The sequence below is a fragment of the Pseudarthrobacter sp. 05T312 genome, from assembly GCF_056396685.1.
This window is the reverse complement of the sequence record NZ_JBFTLY010000010.1, coordinates 1-19625: the sequence shown is the minus strand read 5'-3', so window position 1 is coordinate 19625 and position 19625 is coordinate 1. Positions and strand designations below refer to the sequence as shown.

General features: G+C 67.1%; 19 protein-coding genes. 15 read left to right on the top strand and 4 right to left on the bottom strand.

The window, feature by feature from the left end; genetic code table 11:
* Nucleotides 1-5: 5 nt before the first annotated feature.
* Together AC1DIP_RS13735 and AC1DIP_RS13730 are read right to left on the bottom strand one after the other, a co-directional pair.
* Nucleotides 6-773, bottom strand: coding sequence for a VIT1/CCC1 transporter family protein (locus AC1DIP_RS13735; protein ID WP_476210291.1), 768 nt, complete (start codon nucleotides 771-773; stop codon nucleotides 6-8).
* A gap of 102 nt (nucleotides 774-875) precedes the next feature.
* Nucleotides 876-1985, bottom strand: coding sequence for a DUF4439 domain-containing protein (locus tag AC1DIP_RS13730; protein WP_477734061.1), 1110 nt, complete (start codon nucleotides 1983-1985; stop codon nucleotides 876-878).
* Between the two features lie 107 nt (nucleotides 1986-2092).
* Here AC1DIP_RS13730 and AC1DIP_RS13725 point away from each other — a divergent pair, with 107 nt between their 5' ends.
* From AC1DIP_RS13725 to rbfA, 5 genes are all read left to right on the top strand, one after another.
* Entirely contained in the window at nucleotides 2093-2704 is a 612-nt protein-coding gene (locus tag AC1DIP_RS13725) for a ribosome maturation factor RimP (RefSeq protein WP_476210295.1), read from the top strand.
* Entirely contained in the window at nucleotides 2704-3684 is a 981-nt protein-coding gene (nusA, locus tag AC1DIP_RS13720; RefSeq protein ID WP_457949314.1) for a transcription termination factor NusA, read from the top strand. The genes AC1DIP_RS13725 and nusA overlap by 1 nt, the downstream gene beginning before the upstream one ends.
* A gap of 176 nt (nucleotides 3685-3860) precedes the next feature.
* Nucleotides 3861-4208 (top strand): DUF448 domain-containing protein, encoded by a 348-nt coding sequence (locus tag AC1DIP_RS13715; protein ID WP_476210298.1) that lies wholly within the window; start codon nucleotides 3861-3863, stop codon nucleotides 4206-4208.
* Nucleotides 4209-4360: 152 nt separating this feature from the next.
* A complete protein-coding gene (gene infB / locus AC1DIP_RS13710) occupies nucleotides 4361-7273 on the top strand; it encodes a translation initiation factor IF-2 (RefSeq protein ID WP_477734060.1) in 2913 nt (970 codons plus the stop codon).
* A gap of 235 nt (nucleotides 7274-7508) precedes the next feature.
* Nucleotides 7509-8018 carry a 30S ribosome-binding factor RbfA gene (gene rbfA / locus AC1DIP_RS13705; protein ID WP_476210299.1) on the top strand — a complete coding sequence of 170 codons (510 nt, stop codon included), beginning with the start codon at nucleotides 7509-7511 and terminating at the stop codon, nucleotides 8016-8018.
* A gap of 70 nt (nucleotides 8019-8088) precedes the next feature.
* On the opposite strand, the gene AC1DIP_RS13700 is transcribed toward rbfA, so the two are convergent.
* A complete protein-coding gene (locus AC1DIP_RS13700; protein WP_477734059.1) occupies nucleotides 8089-9222 on the bottom strand; it encodes a ScyD/ScyE family protein in 1134 nt (377 codons plus the stop codon).
* A gap of 174 nt (nucleotides 9223-9396) precedes the next feature.
* On the opposite strand from AC1DIP_RS13700, the gene AC1DIP_RS13695 reads away from it, so the two are divergent.
* Together AC1DIP_RS13695 and trxA are read left to right on the top strand one after the other, a co-directional pair.
* Complete coding sequence (locus AC1DIP_RS13695) at nucleotides 9397-9900, top strand: deaminase (protein ID WP_476210303.1); 504 nt, start codon at nucleotides 9397-9399, stop codon at nucleotides 9898-9900.
* Between the two features lie 2 nt (nucleotides 9901-9902).
* Nucleotides 9903-10340: a thioredoxin gene (gene trxA / locus AC1DIP_RS13690; protein ID WP_476210305.1), complete on the top strand. Its 438-nt coding sequence runs from the start codon at nucleotides 9903-9905 to the stop codon at nucleotides 10338-10340.
* 9 nt (nucleotides 10341-10349) lie between these two features.
* On the opposite strand, the gene AC1DIP_RS13685 is transcribed toward trxA, so the two are convergent.
* A complete protein-coding gene (locus tag AC1DIP_RS13685; protein ID WP_476210306.1) occupies nucleotides 10350-11507 on the bottom strand; it encodes an aminotransferase class I/II-fold pyridoxal phosphate-dependent enzyme in 1158 nt (385 codons plus the stop codon).
* A 135-nt stretch (nucleotides 11508-11642) separates the two neighbouring features.
* On the opposite strand from AC1DIP_RS13685, the gene truB reads away from it, so the two are divergent.
* The 8 genes from truB to AC1DIP_RS13645 all read left to right on the top strand — a co-directional run bounded on the left by truB (nucleotide 11643) and on the right by AC1DIP_RS13645 (nucleotide 19588).
* Nucleotides 11643-12578, top strand: coding sequence for a tRNA pseudouridine(55) synthase TruB (gene truB, locus AC1DIP_RS13680; RefSeq protein WP_476210307.1), 936 nt, complete (start codon nucleotides 11643-11645; stop codon nucleotides 12576-12578).
* A 3-nt stretch (nucleotides 12579-12581) separates the two neighbouring features.
* Nucleotides 12582-12935 (top strand): hypothetical protein, encoded by a 354-nt coding sequence (locus AC1DIP_RS13675; RefSeq protein WP_476210309.1) that lies wholly within the window; start codon nucleotides 12582-12584, stop codon nucleotides 12933-12935.
* A gap of 19 nt (nucleotides 12936-12954) precedes the next feature.
* Nucleotides 12955-13404, top strand: a complete 450-nt coding sequence (locus AC1DIP_RS13670; RefSeq protein WP_476210310.1) for a hypothetical protein — start codon at nucleotides 12955-12957, stop codon at nucleotides 13402-13404.
* Nucleotides 13405-13483: 79 nt separating this feature from the next.
* Nucleotides 13484-14467, top strand: a complete 984-nt coding sequence (locus AC1DIP_RS13665) for a bifunctional riboflavin kinase/FAD synthetase (RefSeq protein WP_476210312.1) — start codon at nucleotides 13484-13486, stop codon at nucleotides 14465-14467.
* Between the two features lie 38 nt (nucleotides 14468-14505).
* Nucleotides 14506-15360 (top strand): tryptophan 2,3-dioxygenase, encoded by an 855-nt coding sequence (kynA, locus tag AC1DIP_RS13660; protein ID WP_476211865.1) that lies wholly within the window; start codon nucleotides 14506-14508, stop codon nucleotides 15358-15360.
* Entirely contained in the window at nucleotides 15357-16616 is a 1260-nt protein-coding gene (locus tag AC1DIP_RS13655) for a kynureninase (RefSeq protein WP_477734058.1), read from the top strand. The genes kynA and AC1DIP_RS13655 overlap by 4 nt, the downstream gene beginning before the upstream one ends.
* A 200-nt stretch (nucleotides 16617-16816) precedes the next feature.
* Nucleotides 16817-17086 carry a 30S ribosomal protein S15 gene (gene rpsO / locus AC1DIP_RS13650; RefSeq protein WP_043452786.1) on the top strand — a complete coding sequence of 90 codons (270 nt, stop codon included), beginning with the start codon at nucleotides 16817-16819 and terminating at the stop codon, nucleotides 17084-17086.
* 243 nt (nucleotides 17087-17329) lie between these two features.
* Nucleotides 17330-19588 carry a polyribonucleotide nucleotidyltransferase gene (locus AC1DIP_RS13645; RefSeq protein WP_476211866.1) on the top strand — a complete coding sequence of 753 codons (2259 nt, stop codon included), beginning with the start codon at nucleotides 17330-17332 and terminating at the stop codon, nucleotides 19586-19588.
* Nucleotides 19589-19625 lie beyond the last annotated feature (37 nt).

Here is a 19625-nt window from a genome sequence, read left to right as displayed (position 1 = left end):
CGGGATCAGACAACACCGGAGGCGCCGAGCAGGTTGCCGATCACGAACGTCGCCGCCAGCGCAAGGGCACCGCCCACCACCACCCGTACTGCTGCCCGGGTCTTCGACCCGCCGCCAATCCAGGCCCCGAGGGCGCCCGTCAATGCCAGGGCCACCAGTACCGAGATGAACGTGAGTGGTACCCGGATGCCCGGCGGCGGCAGCAGGATGGCCAGCATGGGCAGGATGGCCCCGATGGTGAAGGCGATTGCTGAAGCAAAGGCGGCATGCCACGGGCTGACGATGTCAGCTTCGTCGATGTTGAGTTCGGCGGACAGATGCGCCGCCAGGACGTCGTGGGCCGTCAGCTCCCTGGCAACCTTGGCTGCCGTTTCGGCGGTAAGGCCCTTCTCCTGGTAGATGGCGGCCAGCTCCGCCAGTTCCGCTTCCGGATCCTCGGCCAGCTCACGCCGTTCCTTCTCGATCAACGCCCGCTGGCTGTCGCTTTGGCTGCTGACGGATACGTACTCGCCCAGCGCCATGGACACTGCGCCGCCCACTACGCCGGCCACACCCGCGGTGAGGATGGGGGCCACTTCGGGGGTGGCCCCGGCCACGCCCACCACGATCGCGGCAACCGAGACGATGCCGTCGTTGGCCCCGAGGACACCGGCACGCAGCCAGTTGAGCCGGTGCGCAGTGTCATCACCGTGCGGTTCCGCCTCAAGGTGCCGGTCCAGGCCCCGGCCGGCTGCCGTGGGTTCCGGAAGTTCGGCCGGTTCGTCCCCGTTCATCCCTTCAGCAAACCATCCCGGGCCGCCCAACGCCACCCTCCAGATGGTCTTCCTTGCGGGCCTGGATTCCGGGCCGGAAAGATGCGCCGTTCCGGACGGGGTTCAGGATGCAGCGGACGACGGCGAGGGCCGGGATCCAGCAGCACGGCCGGCCCCGGCGGGAAGGGCCGGCAGTTGCCCTGCGTCCAGGGCGAGGCCCGGAACGGGCCCCGGATCCGCACCCCACTGCAGGGCGCGGGCTGCGGCTGACTGAAGGGCTGCCAGCGCCCACTTCCGGTCCTGGCCCTGCGCTGCCGCCACCAGGTCGCCGTAGGCCACCAACGTGGCCGCCTCAAGCCTGCCCAGCGCCGCTGCCGGGGCAGCCAGGAAACCGGGATCAAGGACGTACCCGGGCTGTTGCGGTACGTCCGTGCCGCAGGCCAGCCGCAGGCGTTCCACCGCCGCGCCAGCCAGTTGCTGGTGCGCACCCAGGAATTCCGACGCCGGGCCGGCGTCGGCGGGGGCGAGGCGGGGGAGCGCTGCCTGGTAGCCGTAGACGGCCTGCTGTTCGGCGGACACGGCGGCGGCCAAGGCGGCGGGGAATGAAACAGCGGAAGCCGGCGCGGCAGCCGGAGTGGATGGAGACGGGCACGGCGACGCGGCCGGTGCCGCTGCCTGGCCTTCGGTGCCGGGTCCTGCCGTTTCCTGCGGCACGGGAACGCCCGCCGCGGAAGCCAGCCGGGCGGCGGCGAGGAGCTGTGCGGTGCCGGTGCCAGCGAGAAGCCGGGCCATGCCGCCGTCGGCCGTTTCCGCGTCCTTGAGGCGGGATGTCCCGCTGCCGGCAAGGGCCCGCACCAGCTCCACGGTGTTGTGGGGACCGGCGTCCGCGGACGGCGATGCCGCTGCCGGTGGCGGGGAAGCCTCCGTGGGTGCGGACGGGGACGGGGCCATCAGGGCCCTGGCCTGGATGGTCAGCAAGGTCACAACAGGGCCCAGCGCAGTGGATTGAGCGGTGTCTGCTGATGCGAGGGCCAATCCCGCGGTGCGCATCTCCAGGACCGCACCCAAGGCCGCCGCGCGGGCCCGCTCGGAAAACGGCGGCCCGGCAGGTGCTGGTTTTTCCGCGGGAATCAGGGCAAAACCGAGGCTCAGGACAACCAGGGCGGCAAGGGCAAGGACGGCATACCCGAACGGGCGCATGCTGTGCTTGGGGTCCTGGCGGCGGTCATTCACAACAGACCATGGTGTCACGCCGAGGGGGCACCCGGGTGCACCACTGGGCCGGTAAAATAGCTACGCTAGTAAACACCACATCATCTATAGGGAGGGCGGCCGGCATCGTGAGCAATGCAGAAGCCACAGCTTCACCAGACCATACCGGTACGGGAAGCGGATCCGCGCCGGCCCACAATCCCGAAGCCGCCCGGCTCCGGGCCCTCCTGGAACCCGCCGTCCAGGCCAACCGCCTTTACCTGGAGGATGTAGCCATCATCCCCGGCTCCCACCGCGTGGTCCACGTGGTGGTGGACCTGCCGCAGGAAGAGACCGGCGGAGTCAGCCTGGACGTCATTGCGGATATCTCCAGGGTGCTCTCCGATGTCCTGGACAACGACCCCAACGACGACGGCCGCCCCTATGACCTCGAAGTGTCCTCACCCGGCGTCGGGCGTCCCCTGACCGAACCCCGGCACTGGCACCGCGCCCGCGGCCGGATGGTCAAGGTCAACGTCCTCCAGGGCGAAAACGTCACCGGCCGCATCCAGGCGGTGGACGGCGGGGGAGTGACGCTCATCCCCGAAGTGCCCGTCAAGAAGGGCATGAAGCCCCGGCAGGGTGAACCAGTAACGCTTCCTTTCGACAGGATCCGCAACGGAAAAGTCGAGATCGAATTCAGCCACCTCCCGGAGGATGGTCTGGAACCTGAACACAATGGACCTTCCGAGGAGGCCTGATGGATATTGACATGAGCGCACTGAGACTTTTGGAGCGTGAGCGTGAAATCCCGCTGGACCTCCTGATCCCCACCATCGAGCAGGCGCTCCTGGTGGCGTATCACAAGTCGCCCGGCGCCTTCGAAAAAGCGCGCGCCGAACTGGACCGCAAGAGCGGCCACGTCACCATCTGGGCTGTCGAAATTGACGACGACGGCGCCCCCATCGGTGAATTCGAGCACACCCCCGAAGGGTTCGGCCGCATCGCCGCAAGCACCGCACGGCAGATCATCCTGCAGCGGCTCCGCGACGTGGAGGACGATAACGTCCTGGGCGAATTCAAGGGCCGCGAAGGCGAACTGGTCTCCGGCACCATCCAGCAGGGAAACAACCCGCACATGATCCAGGTCAACCTTGGATCGCTGGAGGCGCTCCTGCCGCCGCCCGAACAGGTTCCCGGCGAAAAGTACATCCACGGCAACCGGCTCCGCGCCCTGGTCATCGATGTGCACCGCGGCACCAAGGGCCCGTCCGTGACGCTGTCCCGCTCGCACCCGGGCCTGGTCCGCAAGCTCTTCGAACTCGAAGTGCCCGAAATTGCCGACCACTCGGTGGAAATCGTGGCACTGGCCCGCGAAGCCGGGCACCGGACCAAGATCGCCGTGAAGGCCAACACCCCGGGGATCAACGCCAAGGGTGCCTGCATCGGTGAAATGGGCTCCCGCGTCCGGGCCGTCATGACCGAACTGAACGACGAAAAGATCGACATCGTCGACTTCAGCGAGAACCCGGCAACGTTCATTGCCAGCGCCCTGTCGCCGTCGCGCGTGAATTCGGTCACCATCACGGACGAGGCCACGCGCTCCGCCCGGGTTGTGGTCCCGGACTACCAGCTGTCCCTGGCCATCGGCAAGGAGGGCCAGAACGCCCGCCTGGCGGCCAAGTTGACAGGCTGGCGCATCGACATCGTCTCCGACGCCGCGGGCAACCGCGATAAGTAAGCCGGACCGGGTGGCTGATGCAGGGCAGCAGCCCCCCGGTTTCGGGCAGAACGGCCCGAAGGGGCTAGAATAGATAAGACCGCGCCTAACGGCCGGCAGTCGTGTGCCTTGGGCGTGCTCGTTTCCGTGACTGCGGAAGCGGACAGCCTGCGGCCAGCAGAAAGAACGTCAGGACGATGACCGTGGCAGAAGTGCTTTCCACCGGGAATCAGCCCCAACGTACCTGCATCGGATGCCGGAAGAAGGGTCCGCGGTCGCAGTTGCTCCGGCTCGTCGCCGAAGGCAGCGGGTCAACCGCTGTCCTGGTGGACGAACGACGCCGGATGGCTGGCCGGGGTGCATGGCTGCACCCCAGCACATCGTGCCTGGCTCTGGCGATCAAGCGGCGAGCCTTCGGACGTGCCCTCCAGGGCGCGGCCGGGACTGCCGCCGTCGAACACCGGATCATGTCAGGCCCGAACGTTGACGCCGCCCCGGTGGCTGCAACACCAACCGTCCAACCTGAAAGCGGGTCAGAAATCTGATGGAAACCCGATGAGTTCCCAGCGATGAGTGCGTAACGATGACAACTTTGTTGCGCTCTGCAATGGGCCCCTTCGCATCAACAGCGGCTGGGGTCCGCAGTAAGAAGTAGACGGTTCGTGCCTGGCTCGGTGCGGACCGAGACAGGAGAAATGTGGCCAAGGTCCGCGTACATGAGCTCGCCAAAGAGCTCGGTATAACTTCCAAAGATGCAGTAACCAAACTGCAGGAACTGGGCGAATTCGTTCGCTCCGCCTCGTCAACCATCGAGGCCCCCGTTGTGCGTAAACTGCGCAACGCCTTCCCCGACGCCGCCGCGAAGTCGGCAGCACCGGCCGCAGCGCCCGCCGCTGCCCCCAAGGCACCCGCCCCCGCAGCAGGCAACCGTCCTTCGGCACCTGCTCCCGGCCCGGCTGCGCCCAAGGCACCGGCCCCCAAGGCAGAGGCGCCGGCTCCGGCAGCCCCCGCCGAACCGGCAGCCAAGGCAGATGCACCGGCAGCCCCGGCTCCCGCAGCGCCGGCCGCCCCGGCAGCACCGTCTGCGGGTGCTCCGTCCACCGGCGCCAAGCCCGGTGCACGTCCGGCTCCCAAGGCCGAGACCCCTGCTCCCTCCGCACGTCCGGGCGGTTCAACGCCCGGTGGTTCCGGTCCCCGTCCCGGCGGCCCCCGCCCGGGCAACAACCCCTTCGCCACCTCACAGGGCATGCCCCGTGGCCGCGGTGGAGACGGTGACCGCGCTCCGCGGCCCGGTAACAACCCGTTCGCCACGTCCCAGGGCATGCCCCGTCCGGGCGGAGGCCGCGACGGCGACCGCCCCGGTGGTCCGCGTCCCGCGGCCGGTGCCGGCGGTCCGCGTCCCGGTGGGCCGCGTCCCGCAGCCGGTGCCGGTGGCCCCCGCCCCGCCGCAGGCGCAGGCGGACCCCGTCCGGGTGCACCGCGTCCCGGCGGTCCCCGTCCCACTCCCGGCATGATGCCCAACCGCACTGAACGTCCCGCACCCGCAGGTGCAGGCCGTCCCGGCGGCGGCCGCGGTCCCGGACGCCCCGGTGGCGCTCCCGGTACCGGTGGTCCCGGTGGCGGCGGTGCTCCCGCCGGCGGTGGCTTCGGCAAGGGCGGCCGCGGCCGCGGCGGCACCCAGGGTGCCTTCGGCAAGGGCGGCGCAGGCCGTGGCAAGCAGCGCAAGTCCAAGCGCGCCAAGCGCCAGGAACTTGAGCAGATGAGTGCCCCGTCGCTGGGTGGCGTGAGCGTACCCCGCGGCGACGGCAACACCGTCATCCGCCTTCGCCGTGGCTCGTCCATCACGGACTTTGCCGACAAGATCGAGGCAAACCCCGCCGCACTGGTCACCGTGCTGTTCCACCTCGGTGAAATGGCCACCGCGACCCAGTCGCTGGACGAAGACACCTTCGCCCTGCTCGGCGAGGAACTGGGCTACAAGCTCCAGGTCGTTTCGCCGGAAGACGAAGAGCGCGAGCTGCTCTCCAGCTTCGACATCGACTTTGATGCTGAACTCGAAGCTGAAGGCGACGAGGAACTCGAGGCCCGTCCTCCAGTAGTCACCGTCATGGGCCACGTCGACCACGGTAAGACCCGCCTGCTCGATGCCATCCGCAAGTCCGACGTCATGGCGGGCGAACACGGCGGCATCACCCAGCACATCGGTGCCTACCAGGTCACCCACAACCACGAAGGCAACGATCGCAAGATCACCTTCATCGATACCCCGGGCCACGAGGCGTTCACCGCCATGCGTGCCCGTGGTGCGAAGGTCACCGACATCGCCATCCTGGTGGTCGCAGCGGACGACGGCGTTATGCCCCAGACCGTTGAAGCCCTCAACCACGCCCAGGCGGCCAACGTGCCGATCGTCGTGGCAGTGAACAAGATCGACAAGGAAGGCGCCAACCCTGAAAAGGTCCGTGGCCAGCTGACCGAGTACGGCCTGGTTCCCGAGGAATACGGTGGCGACACCATGTTCGTGGAGGTCTCTGCCCGCCAGAACCTCAACATCGACGAGCTGCTCGAGGCCGTCCTGCTCACCGCAGACGCTGCCCTGGACATGCGCGCCAACCCGAACAAGGACGCCCGCGGTATCGCGATCGAAGCCAACCTGGACAAGGGCCGCGGTGCGGTTGCCACCGTCCTGGTGCAGTCCGGCACCCTGCGCGTCGGCGACACCATCGTGGCAGGCACGGCCCACGGCCGCGTCCGTGCGATGTTCGACGACGACGGCAGCGCCCTGACCGAGGCCGGCCCGTCCCGCCCCGTCCAGGTGCTGGGTCTGTCCAACGTGCCGCGCGCCGGCGACACCTTCTTCGTGACCGCTGACGAGCGCACCGCCCGCCAGATCGCCGAGAAGCGTGAAGCAGCCGACCGCAACGCCGCCCTGGCCAAGCGCCGCAAGCGCATCAGCCTGGAAGACTTCGACCAGGCCGTCGCCGAAGGCAAGATCGACACCCTTAACCTCATCCTCAAGGGTGACGTGTCCGGTGCCGTGGAAGCCCTCGAAGACGCGCTGCTCAAGATCGACGTCGGCGAAGGCGTGCAGCTGCGCGTCATCCACCGCGGTGTGGGTGCCATCACGCAGAACGACGTCAACCTGGCAACGGTCGACTCCGCCGTCATCATCGGCTTCAACGTCAAGCCCGCCGAGCGGGTTGCCGAACTGGCAGACCGCGAAGGCGTGGACATGCGCTTCTACTCCGTCATCTACGCAGCAATCGATGACATCGAAGCAGCGCTCAAGGGCATGCTCAAGCCGGAATACGAAGAAGTCCAGCTCGGCACCGCCGAGGTCCGCGAAGTCTTCCGCTCCTCCAAGTTCGGAAACATCGCCGGCTCGATCGTCCGCTCGGGCATCATCCGACGCAACGCCAAGGCACGCGTCACCCGTGACGGCAAGATCATCGGTGACAACCTCACCGTTGAGTCGCTCAAGCGCTTCAAGGACGACGCCACCGAGGTCCGCACGGACTTCGAATGTGGTATCGGACTTGGGTCGTACAACGACATCACCGAAGGCGACATCATCGAGACCTTCGAGATGCGCGAGAAGCCGCGCGTCTAGTCTGTGTGTCGTGGGGCCGTCGGAATTTTTCCGGCGGCCCCGCCCCTTCGCTGGGTGGCCAACGTCTTACGACGTCGGCCACCCAGCTTCGGCAGGCCCGATGCCACTCCCAGGCCGCCGGAAAAATCCCGCCGGGTCCGCCGATTGGCTCGCCTTGGGTGCGTGGCATTCAACTGAATCGTACGACGCAGCCCACGCACCGCCGTCGTACGTCCCAATTTCTTAGGAGTTGTTCATGGCCGATCCCGCACGTGCTGCCAAGTTGGCGCAGCGGATTAAGGTTGTTGTTGCTGAGGCCCTGGGCCGGAAGGTCAAGGATCCCCGGCTCGAGGGCATTACTGTCACCGATGCCCGTGTGACCAATGATCTGCAGCATGCCACCGTTTACTACACCGTCTTCGGTGACCAGGCCGTCCAGGCTGATGCCGCCAAGGGCCTTGAGAAGGCCAAGGGGGTGCTTCGGCAGGAGGTGGGACGCAACATTACTGTGCGCCTGACCCCCACCCTCGAGTTTGTCGCTGACCAGATCCCTGTGGTTGCTTCCAACCTCGAAGAACTCCTTCGTGAGGCTAAGAAGCGCGATGCGGAGGTTGCCGCGCTTGCTGCCAACGCACAGCACGCCGGGGATGCCGACCCCTACAAGACCGATGCCTCCGGTGAGGTGGAGATCGACGAAGACGACTTCGACGAGGAAGACACCGACCTCAGCGATGACGGCGATGTCGATGAGGACAGCAACAAGTAGGACCCGGCAACAGCCACGCATCATGGAAACGGCAGGACCGCGCGCGGTCCTGCCGTTTTCCTGTCCGGGTTTAGCGGTGGTCGACTTCGATCAGGCGGCCTCCGGGTTGCGGCGTCGGACCGCCGCTGGGTGCCATGGGATCGGGTGCACCGACCAGTGCGTCAACGGTGGCAAAGACGTCCCCGTCCCTGAACTCAACGTCGGCGGGCTGGTTGACGGCCAGGAACTGTGAACGGTGGCCCTGGCAGTTGAACTTCAGGATTTCTCCGCCGAAAAGGGATGCAACATAGACGTCACCCTTGTCGCTCACAGCGAGGCCGGTGGGGCTCATGATGTGGTCCGCCCACACGTCCGCGTCGCCGCTCCACGGATTGATCTTGAAGATAGCTCCACGTTCACCGAGGGATGGGTCCTCGGGTCCACCCGGCAGCGACGTTACATACAGCCAGCCGTCCGGACCGATTTCCACGTCCGTGGGCACTGGCTCAAAAGCGTACGAGAAGCCGGCGCAGTCCGGGGCCCCCAGGGTGGCAGCAATCTTCTTGGTCAGGGTCAGCGGACGGGGCGGAAGGACTGCCACCGTGGAAATCTGCCCGGACTCAAGGTCGACTTTCAGGATGGCGTTCATGCCCGCGTCGGCGACATAGGCCGTGTCTTTCCAGAGGGCCAGGGCGTAAGGATGCGAGTCCACGGTGCCCTTGTACTGCGGCGGGGGAGCGTCCGGCAGGCCACCAGCCTGGGTGAGGCACTGCTGGCTGGCGTCCGCTTCCAGGCCATAATGCTGCTTGGCGTCGGGATTGGCTTTCCGTTCGTAGTCGGCGAAGTTGGCGATCGTGTCAACATGGCCCTTGGCGTCGATGGACTTCAGGTAGCCATGCAGTGCGGCCGGGTCACCTTGGCCGGCTCCAATACTTTCCAGGAAATAGGTCTTGTCGCCGCGGAGCTCCGCCCCGGCAACTTCCCACCCTTGCTTGGCGGTGTAGACGTCGTGGCGTGTTCCATCGTGCTCGACGTGCGTGAGCATTCCGGAAAAGTCCTGGCTGACCTGTACGGATTCGCCGTCGCCTACCGCCAGGTGCAGGGGTGAAAGCAGGCCGGTGGCCATGACTTCATAATCCTGGTGGGGATCCGAGGCGAACGCCGGCGCGGCCTGCACCACCGTTGCGGCGGCCACGCAGGCGATAAAAGTGAGTTTGCGTTTCATGGGGTACTCCGGGTGCGAGGCCCTTGCGGGCAGGATATGGAAGCCTCGGTAGAGGCAAAATACTTCCCCCGGGCGCCAGCGTAGGCCGCTACCAGCCGGTAGGCCTGCGGTGGGCCTCCCCTTCTTGGCCCCCAATTCATCCCCCAACGCGGTCCCCGTGGCTAGGATCGTGCTATGACCTCCGCGGACCCCGGCAACAGCCCCGCCAACCACCCCGAGTCCAGCCGCTATCTCGGGCAGGCCGTGGACCTCGCTGTGCAGAATGTCGGCCAGGGCGGTGGCCCCTTCGGCGCGGTGGTGGTGACGCCGGACGGGCGGGTCCACACCGGCGTCAACAGGGTGACCCGGGACAACGACCCCACCGCCCACGCAGAGGTGGTGGCCATCCGGGCAGCAGCGGCGGCAACCGCTGACTTCGACCTCAGCGGCTCCGTCCTCTATGCCAGCTGCGAGCCGTGCCCCATGTGCCTGGCCTCTGCTTTGTGGGCCAGGATCGGCCGCGTCTACTTCGCCGCGGACCGGCACGGGGCTGCGGCAGCAGGGTTTGACGACGCACTCTTCTACGACTACTTCAGCGGCGCCGCGCCGGAGCTGATGCCGGTCACCAGGGGTGAGGTCCCGACGTCGGACCTTCCCTTCCAGGCGTGGCGCGACTTTGACAGCAGGAAGGAATACTAGCCATGGAACCCACGCTCCTCAGCTGCCCGCAGTGCGGGAAGACCAACCGGGTGCCGGCACAGGCTGCCGGCCACCCCCGCTGCGGGAACTGCAAGGCGGACCTGCCGTGGATCGTGTCCGCGGGCGATGCTGACTTCGCTGCCGTGGCGGAGCAGTCCTCAGTTCCGGTGCTGGTCGATTTCTGGGCGGCGTGGTGCGGCCCCTGCCGGATGGTCAGCCCCGTCCTGGACAAGCTGGCACGGGAACGGCCGGGGAAGATCAAGCTGGTGAAAGTGGACGTGGACACATCGCCCGGCCTGTCGCGGCGGTTCGACGTGCAGGCCATTCCCACGCTGATGGTGCTCGTGGACGGTAAGGTCGCGGCCCGGCAGGCAGGCGCCGCCCCGGCGGAGGCGCTCCGCACCTGGCTGGACAAAGCGCTGGCCGGCGCCCGCCGCTGATCCCCCCTGTTACCTGCCGGCGGCAGGAAGCCGGGACAGTCCTTCCAGCAGGTCCTGCTTACGGCCGCACAGCGCGATCCGGACCCACCCCTCGCCGATGGATCCAAAGGCGGTTCCGGGAGCCAGCGCCACGCCGGAGTCGGCAAGGAACTGCCGGACCCAGCTCCGCACGTCCCCGCCGGTCACATGGGACATGTCCGCCCACAGATAGAACGCGCCCTGGGCCGGCAGGTAGCGGATCCCCTTCGCGGCCAGGACCGCGGAGGCGGCATCCCGGTTTTCCCGGTAGTGCCGGTGCGCGTGCCGCACGTAGTCCTGCGGCCCGGTGAGGGCTGCGAGCGCGGCGTACTGCGGGGCGGAGGCCACGCAGGAGACGATCGACTCCATGACGTTGTCCATCCTCTGTTCAAGCCCCGGCGGGCAAATCAGCGCGCCGATCCGCAGGCCGGTCAGGCCGTAGGTCTTGGACAGCGTCAACGAGGTGAACACCCGGGCCTGCTCCGCCGTGCCGCCGTCGAACCGTGCCGGGCTGACGTGCGGGACATCGTAGGTGAACGCCTCGTAGCATTCGTCCGAGATGACCCAGATGTCATGCCTGCGGGCCAGCTCCACCAGCTCCCGGACCAGGTCTTCACTGAGCACGGCGCCCAGCGGGTTGGACGGGGAGTTGAGTACCAGGACCCGGGTGCGGCTGGTGATGAGGGCTTCCACGTCGGGAACCCGGGGCTGGAAGCCGTGGTCCGGGTGCAGGGGATAGCCCACCGGAACGGCGTTCAGCAGCCGGCTGGTCATGGCGAACGTGGGGTAGCCCGGGTTCGGGATCAGGATCTCGTCGCCGGGGGATAGCAGCAGGCTCATGGCGAAGTGCAGGCCCTGCTGCGCGCCGGAGACCACGTACACCCGCTCCGCGCCGACGTCCACGCCCTGCTCTTCCCGGAACCTGGCGGCGAACGCTTCGCGGAGGGCCGGGATCCCGGCGTTGGGCGTGTAGTTGGTCTCGTCCCGGTCCAGGCAGGCGATGCCCGCGTCCAGGACGTGTCGGGGGAGGGGAAAGCCGGGCTCCCCGATGCTGAGCACCACGGCGCCGGGAGTGCGCCACGCTGCCTCGGTAATCTCACGGATCTGGTTGACGGGCACGTCGCGGACATGGGCGGCAAGCTCAGGCATGCCAGCCATCCTAGCCGTCCCCTGCTCTGCCTCCGCCCCGCCCGGTGACGCGGCCGCCGTGGTGGGGCCGCCGTCGTCCGCTCCCTGCCGGTTCCCTGCACATGCGCCCCAACCTGCGCCCATATACTGGGAGGCGTGCTTTCTGGACTGGTGATAGTGGACAAGCCGCAGGGATGGACCAGCCATGATGTGGTTGGCCGGATGCGGCGCCTCGCAGGGACCCGGAAAGTGGGGCATGCAGGAACCCTCGACCCCATGGCCACCGGCGTTCTGGTGCTGGGCATCAACAAAGCCACCCGGCTACTGACTTACATCGTGGGCACCTCCAAGACCTACACCGCCACCATCCGGCTGGGCCAGTCCACGGTGACCGACGACGCGGAGGGCGAGGTCACCGCCACCACCAGCGCGGCCGGCATCACCGACCAACAGATTCACGACGGCGTTGCGACGCTCACCGGGGACATCCAGCAGGTGCCCAGCAGCGTCAGCGCGATCAAAGTCAACGGCGAACGCGCCTATGCCCGCGTGCGGTCCGGCGAGGACGTCAAGCTCGCCGCGCGCCCCGTCACCATCCACCGCTTTGATGTCCACGGCATCCGCCGGGACGATGAAGCAGGGGTAGTGGACCTGGACGTGACGGTCGAATGCTCTTCCGGCACGTATATCCGCGCCCTGGCCCGGGACCTCGGAAACGGCCTTGGCGTGGGAGGCCACCTGACGGTGCTCCGGCGGACCCAGGTGGGCCCCTACTCCCTCGACCAGGCGCGTACCCTCGAACAGCTCGCCGGGGAACTCGACGTCCTGGACATGTCCCTCGCCGCCAGGGCGCTGATGCCCAACCGGGAACTCACCGCCGAAGAAACCGCCGAAATCTCCTTCGGCCGGCGGATCGCGGCCGGTGCCGCAGCCGGGATGCCCGGCGCCGCCACGGTGGAGCGTCCTGCCGCGGCCTTCGCCCCGGACGGCAGCCTGGTGGCCCTTCTTGCCGACGCGGGCAGTTACGCCAAACCGGTCCTGGTCTTCGCCCCCGGCACCGGTGCGGCCGCGACCGCGCCGGCGGAGGCATAGCGGATGGACGCATATTTTTGGATCATCCTGGTGGTCGGCCTGGTGTCCACGCTGCTGTGCCTGGGCGCCGGGATCCTGAAGAAGGCACCCAACGACATCACCATCCTGTCCGTCGTGGCCGTGGAGGTGGCCCTGGTGGTCTACCTGGTGGGATCGATCATCCGCGTGATCGCCGGCGAACCGATTGCCGGGGAAGCCTGGGAGTTCTGGGGCTACATGGCCACCGCGATGCTCCTGCCGCCCGCCGCCATCTACTGGTCCATCCTGGAGCGCACGCGGTGGAGCAACTTTGTCCTGGCCGCCGTCGGCGTCACCGCGCTGGTGATGGCGGCCCGAATGAACCAGATCTGGTACTGAAGTGGAAGAAGCAGCAAAAATGAAAGACCAGCAGTCCCAGCCGGCCACCGGAGGAGCCGTGCGCAACACCCGCAACACGGGGCCCGGGCGCCTCCTGATCGCGGTGTACGGTGTGTTCGCCATCTCGGCCACCGCCCGCGCCGGCTACCAGATCCTCACCAAGTTCTCCGACGCGCCCCTGGCCTACCTGCTCTCCGCCTTTGCCGCCCTGGTGTACATCCTGGCCACCGTGTCACTGGCCAAGGCCGGAACCACGTGGTTCAAGGTGTCGGTTGCGGCGGTGCTGGTTGAACTGGCCGGCGTCCTGGTGGTGGGCACCCTGAGCATCCTGGACTCCGTGCAGTTCCCGCATGAAACCGTCTGGTCGCTGTTCGGACGCGGCTACGGCTTCATCCCGCTGCTGCTGCCCATCCTTGGGTTGGTGTGGCTGTACCGGCGCCGGCCATCGCGCGCCAAAGCTGCGCAGTGAATCCGGGTAACCTTGAAGAGTTCCGCGGCCGGAAGGGTCCGGGAACGTTGATGCTTTCAGGCAGCTTAAGGCGAGGGTGATGGTTTACATCTGGAACGATCCGTCCGATGTCCCGGCGGACTTCGGCCCATCCGTTGTCACTTTCGGCAACTTCGACGGCGTTCACCGCGGCCACCAGCAGGTGCTGTCCCAGCTGATCCGCTCGGCCCGCCTGTCCCATGCCAAGGCAGTGGCCGTGACGTTCGACCCCCACCCGGCAGTAATCCACCGCCCGGAGGCCGCGCCGGAACTGATCATGGGGCTCGATGACAAGCTGGACGCGCTGGGTGAGCTGGGCCTGGACGCCATCCTGGTGGTCAAGTACTCGCTGGACCTCGCCAGCCTCACGGCCGAAGAGTTCGTGGAGCAGTACCTCGTGGACTGCCTGCACGCCAGCCACGTGGTCATCGGCCACGATGCCAGGTTCGGCCGCGGCAACTCCGGCGACCTGGACACCATGAAGGCGCTGGGCGAAAAATTTGGCTTCGATGTCCAGGTGATCAGCGAATTCGGGGCCGAGGGCTACCCCCTGCACGACGACGGCGGCACGGACCGCCGCTGTTCCTCCACCTGGGTGCGCGAAGCCCTGCAGGCCGGAGACGTCACCACCGCCGCGTCGGTCCTGGGCCGGGCGCACCGGATGCGCGGCGAAGTGGTCCACGGAGCCGCCCGCGGCCGGGCGCTTGGCTTCCCCACGGCCAACCTCGCCTCCAACGCCACGGGGCTGATTCCCGCAGACGGCATCTACGCCGGTTGGCTGGTGGACCAGGCCGGCAAGCGCTGGCCGGCAGCCATCTCCGTAGGCTCCAACCCCACCTTCGACGGCGTCAGCCGCCAGGTCGAGGCCCACGTGATTGACCGGCCCAAGGAGGCCGTTGAGGACTTCGATCTGTACGGCCAGACAGTGATCGTCGAATTCGTGGAACGGCTTCGGGGCATGGTGGCTTACCGTGGCCCTGAGGCCCTGGTGGAACAGATGCGCCTGGACGTGGCGCAGGCCCACCAGCTCCTGGCCGGCCACTGACAATACTGCCCCGGGTGGCAGCAAGCGAAAGGCAGGACGTGTCCGTCGAAAAGAACACCCGCACGCTGGATGAAGGGATCGTCCGCGACTTCAGCTCCCGGATGAGCTACGCCTCCTACCTGCAGCTTCCCACCCTGCTCAGCGCCCAGCAGCCCGTCAGCCAGCCTGAGCACCACGATGAGCTGCTGTTCATCATCCAGCACCAAACCACTGAACTGTGGCTGAAACTGGTCCTGCATGAACTCCGCAGCGCGGCCGCCTGGCTCCGCGGGGACGATCTTGGTTCGGCGCTCAAGGGCATCGCCCGGGTCAAGCACATCCAGAAGACCCTCACCGAGCAGTGGTCCGTGCTGGCCACCCTGACGCCCACCGAGTACTCGCAGTTCCGCGGCTTCCTGGGCAACTCTTCAGGTTTCCAGTCTGCGCAGTACCGGGCCGTCGAGTTCGTCCTGGGGAACAAGAACCGCAAGATGCTGCCGGTCTTCGAATCCGATCCTGAGGCGCACGCCATGCTGGCGGAACTGCTTGCCGCCCCCAGCATTTACGACGAGTTCCTGGCCTACCTCTCCCGGCAGGGGTTTAATGTCCCGCCGGCAGTCCTGGAACGGGACGTGACCCTGGCCCACGAGTTCGTCCCGGAACTGGTACCGCTCTTCAAGCACATTTACGAGAATGCGGCGGACAACTGGGCGGCCTACGAGGCCTGCGAGGAACTGGTGGACCTGGAGGATAACTTCCAGCTCTGGCGGTTCCGGCACCTGCGGACCGTCCAGCGGACCATCGGCATGAAGTCCGGAACCGGCGGATCCAGCGGTGTGACGTTCCTGCAGAAGGCCCTGGAGCTGACGTTCTTCCCGGAATTATTCGCCGTCAGGACGGAGATCGGACAATGAGGATCCACCAAGAAGACACCGCCGGCGGGGCAGCAGGGACGCTGCGGCAGCGCGCCGAAGAGCTGGACCGGAAAGACGCCCTGGCGCACTACCGGGACCACTTCATCGGCACGGACACGCCCCTGTCCTACCTGGACGGAAACTCGCTCGGCAGGCCGCTGAAGCGCACGGCGGACGATGTCGCGGCCTTCATCCGTGACGACTGGGGCGGCCGGCTGATCCGAGGCTGGGACGAACAGTGGCTCGCCATGCCGGAGGCCATCGGGGACCAGCTGGGCCGCGCCGTCCTGGGTGCGGCGCCGGGGCAGACCATCATCGCGGACTCCACCACCGTGGTGCTGTACAAGCTGATCCGGGCTGCCCTCGCCGCCGTCGCGGACCCGGACCGCAATGAACTGGTGCTGGATACCGAGAACTTTCCCACGGACCGCTACCTGGTGGAGGGCATCGCCCTCGAGGAAGGCCTGACCCTCCGCTGGATCGAACCGGACCCTGCCGCTGGGGTCACCCTTGAACAGGTGCGCCAGGCCACCGGGCCGCGCACCGCCGTCGTCCTCCTTAGCCAGATCGCCTACCGTTCGGGCCACCTGGCTGACCTGCCGGGCATCACCGCGGCAGTGCACGACGCCGGCGCCCTGGTGGTGTGGGACCTTTGCCATTCGGCGGGGTCGGTGGAGATCGACCTGGACGGCGCGGATGTCGACTTCGCCGCGGGCTGCACCTACAAGTACCTCAACGGGGGCCCCGGCTCCCCGGCGTTCGCCTACGTCAACGCCCGGCACCTGCCCTCGCTGAACCAGCCCATCTGGGGCTGGATGGGACGCAAGGACGCTTTCGAAATGGCGGCCGGCTATGAACCGGCGCAAGGGATCCGCGGGTTCCTCAGCGGCACTCCCGCCATCTTCGGCATGATCGCCATGCAGGGCACACTGGACATCATCGAAGAAGCCGGCATGGCTGCCATCCGTTCGAAGTCCGAAGACCTCACCGCCTTCGCCGTTGAGGTCTTCGACGCGTGGCTGGCACCCCTGGGCGCCGAACTGGCTACGCCACGGAATCCGGGGGAGCGGGGCGGCCACATCACGGTGGACCATCCGGGCTTCACGAAGGGCACCGTCGAGGCCCTGTGGGACGGCGACGTCCTCCCCGACTTCCGCTCCCCGCGCGGCATCAGGGTGGGGCTGTCACCGCTGAGTACCAGCTTCGCCGAAGTGCTGCAGGGCATGGCGGCCATCCGGGACAGGCTGCAGGGCTGAGCGCAGCGCGGTCCTGCCGCGCGTGTTTCGACAAGGTTAGGCCCGGGCCGGTAAACTGGACGATGGATCCGGCTGCAGTCCGTGGCGGCTGGTTCCTGTTGTTGTCGGTTCCCTCCGGTTGACCGGGGCGGGACCACCGCGGCAGACCCGGCAGTGAGTTACTGACCTGGGCCCTCACGGCACATCCCCAAGGAGTTATTGTGGCACTTGACGCCGCTGTAAAGCAGTCCATCATCAAGGAATACGCAACCGCCGAAGGCGACACCGGTTCACCCGAGGTCCAGGTTGCCGTCCTGACCCAGCGGATCAAGGATCTGACTGAGCACATGAAGGAGCACAAGCACGACTACCACACCCAGCGCGGTCTGCTGGCCATGGTTGGTCGCCGCAAGCGCATGCTGAGCTACCTCAAGAAGACTGACATCGCCCGCTACCGTTCGCTCATCGAGCGCCTCGGCCTGCGCCGCTAGTCTGGCTTTGGGGCGGCCCTTTCCTGCCGGAACGGGCCGCCTTCTCCAAATGAAAAACTAAACAGGAGGATCAACCGCATCACGCATTCGCGGTCCTCGGTAGTGATCCCCGGGAACGGCTTCGTTGACTGAAGCCGGCGGCCCGTGGGTCTCGATCGATGACCGGGTGCAGGGCCAGTAGACAGATGCTGGGCTGGGTTGATGCGGCTGGACTTCCGTGAAACAGAAACGGAGGTGACTCTCTTGGAGGGTCCCGAAATCCAGTTCTCAGAGGCAGTCATTGACAATGGCCGCTTCGGCAAGCGTGTAATCCGCTTCGAAACCGGCCGCCTCGCCAAGCAGGCCGCCGGCGCAGCCATGGTGTACATCGACGACGACACCGCGCTGCTGTCCGCCACCACCGCCGGCAAGCACCCGCGCGAAGGCTTCGACTTCTTCCCGCTGACGGTTGATGTCGAAGAGCGCATGTACGCTGCCGGCCGCATCCCGGGCTCGTTCTTCCGCCGCGAAGGCCGCCCGTCCACCGAAGCCATCCTGGCCTGCCGCCTGATGGACCGCCCGCTGCGCCCCGCCTTCATCAAGGGCCTGCGCAACGAGGTCCAGATCGTGGTGACCGTCCTGGCCATCAACCCTGACGAGCTCTACGACGTGGTGGCCATCAACGCCTCCTCCATGTCCACCCAGCTGTCCGGCCTGCCGTTCTCCGGCCCCATCGGCGGCGTCCGCGTTGCCCTGGTCAACGACGAAAACGGCTCCCAGTGGGTTGCTTTCCCCAAGCACTCCCAGCTGGAAAACTCCGTGTTCAACATGGTGGTTGCCGGCCGCGTTGCCGGTGACGACGTCGCCATCATGATGGTCGAAGCCGAAGCCACGGACAACTCCTGGAACCTCATCAAGGAACAGGGCGCCACCGCCCCCACCGAAGAGGTTGTGGCCGAGGGCCTGGAGGCTGCCAAGCCGTTCATCAAGGCACTGTGCGACGCCCAGGCCGACCTGGCCGCCCGCGCCGCCAAGCCCACGGTCGAGTTCCCGGTCTTCCTGGACTACGAGGACGACGCTTACGCCGCCGTCGAATCCGCCGCTGCCGACAAGCTGGCCGCCGTTTTCCAGATCGCCGACAAGCAGGAACGCGACAACGCTTCCGACGCACTCAAGGACGAGGTCCTCTCCGGCCTCGCCGGCCAGTTCGAAGGCCGCGAGAAGGAACTCTCCGCAGCATTCCGCTCGGTCACCAAGCACGTTGTGCGCCAGCGGATCCTCAAGGACCAGGTCCGCATCGACGGCCGTGGCCTGACGGACATCCGCCAGCTCACCGCCGAGGTCGAGGTCCTGCCCCGCGTCCACGGCTCCGCCATCTTCGAACGCGGCGAAACCCAGATCATGGGTGTCACCACGCTGAACATGCTCAAGATGGAACAGCAGATCGACTCGCTGTCGCCGGTGACGCGCAAGCGCTACATGCACAACTACAACTTCCCGCCGTACTCCACCGGTGAAACCGGCCGCGTGGGCTCGCCCAAGCGCCGCGAAATCGGCCACGGCGCCCTGGCCGAACGTGCACTCGTGCCCGTCCTGCCGTCCCGCGAGGAATTCCCCTACGCCATCCGCCAGGTGTCCGAGGCCCTCGGCTCCAACGGTTCGACGTCGATGGGTTCCGTCTGCGCCTCCACCCTGTCCCTGCTGAACGCCGGTGTGCCCCTGAAGGCCGCCGTCGCCGGCATCGCCATGGGCCTGGTCTCCGACCAGGTGGACGGCCAGACCCGCTACGCAGCGCTGACCGACATCCTCGGCGCCGAAGACGCCTTCGGTGACATGGACTTCAAGGTTGCCGGTACCTCCGAGTTCGTCACGGCCATCCAGCTGGACACCAAGCTCGACGGCATCCCCGCCTCGGTCCTCGCCGCGGCCCTGAAGCAGGCCCGCGAAGCCCGCCTGCACATCCTCGAGGTCATCAACTCGGCCATCGACACCCCGGACGAGCTCTCCGAGTTCGCACCGCGCGTCATCGCCGTGAAGATCCCCGTGGACAAGATCGGCGAGGTCATCGGCCCCAAGGGCAAGATGATCAACCAGATCCAGGAAGACACCGGCGCCGACATCTCCATCGAGGACGACGGCACCGTCTACATTGGCGCCACGAACGGTCCGTCTGCCGACGCAGCACGCTCCGCCATCAACGCCATCGCGAACCCGCAGGTCCCGGAAATCGGCGAACGCTACCTGGGTACGGTCGTCAAGACGACCACCTTCGGTGCCTTCGTGTCGCTGACCCCGGGCAAGGACGGCCTCCTGCACATCTCCGAGCTCCGCAAGCTGGCCAACGGCAAGCGCGTGGACAACGTGGAAGACGTGGTCTCCGTCGGACAGAAGATCCAGGTGGAAATCACCAAGATCGACGACCGCGGAAAGCTCTCGCTCGCCCCGGTGGTTGCCGAGGAAGAGGCTCCGGCCGACTCCGAGCGCGCCCACGCCACGGAGCCTGCTGAAGGCGCTGACGTCTAACAGCCCGGGCTTCCCGGCACAAGCATGAAGCGGCGGG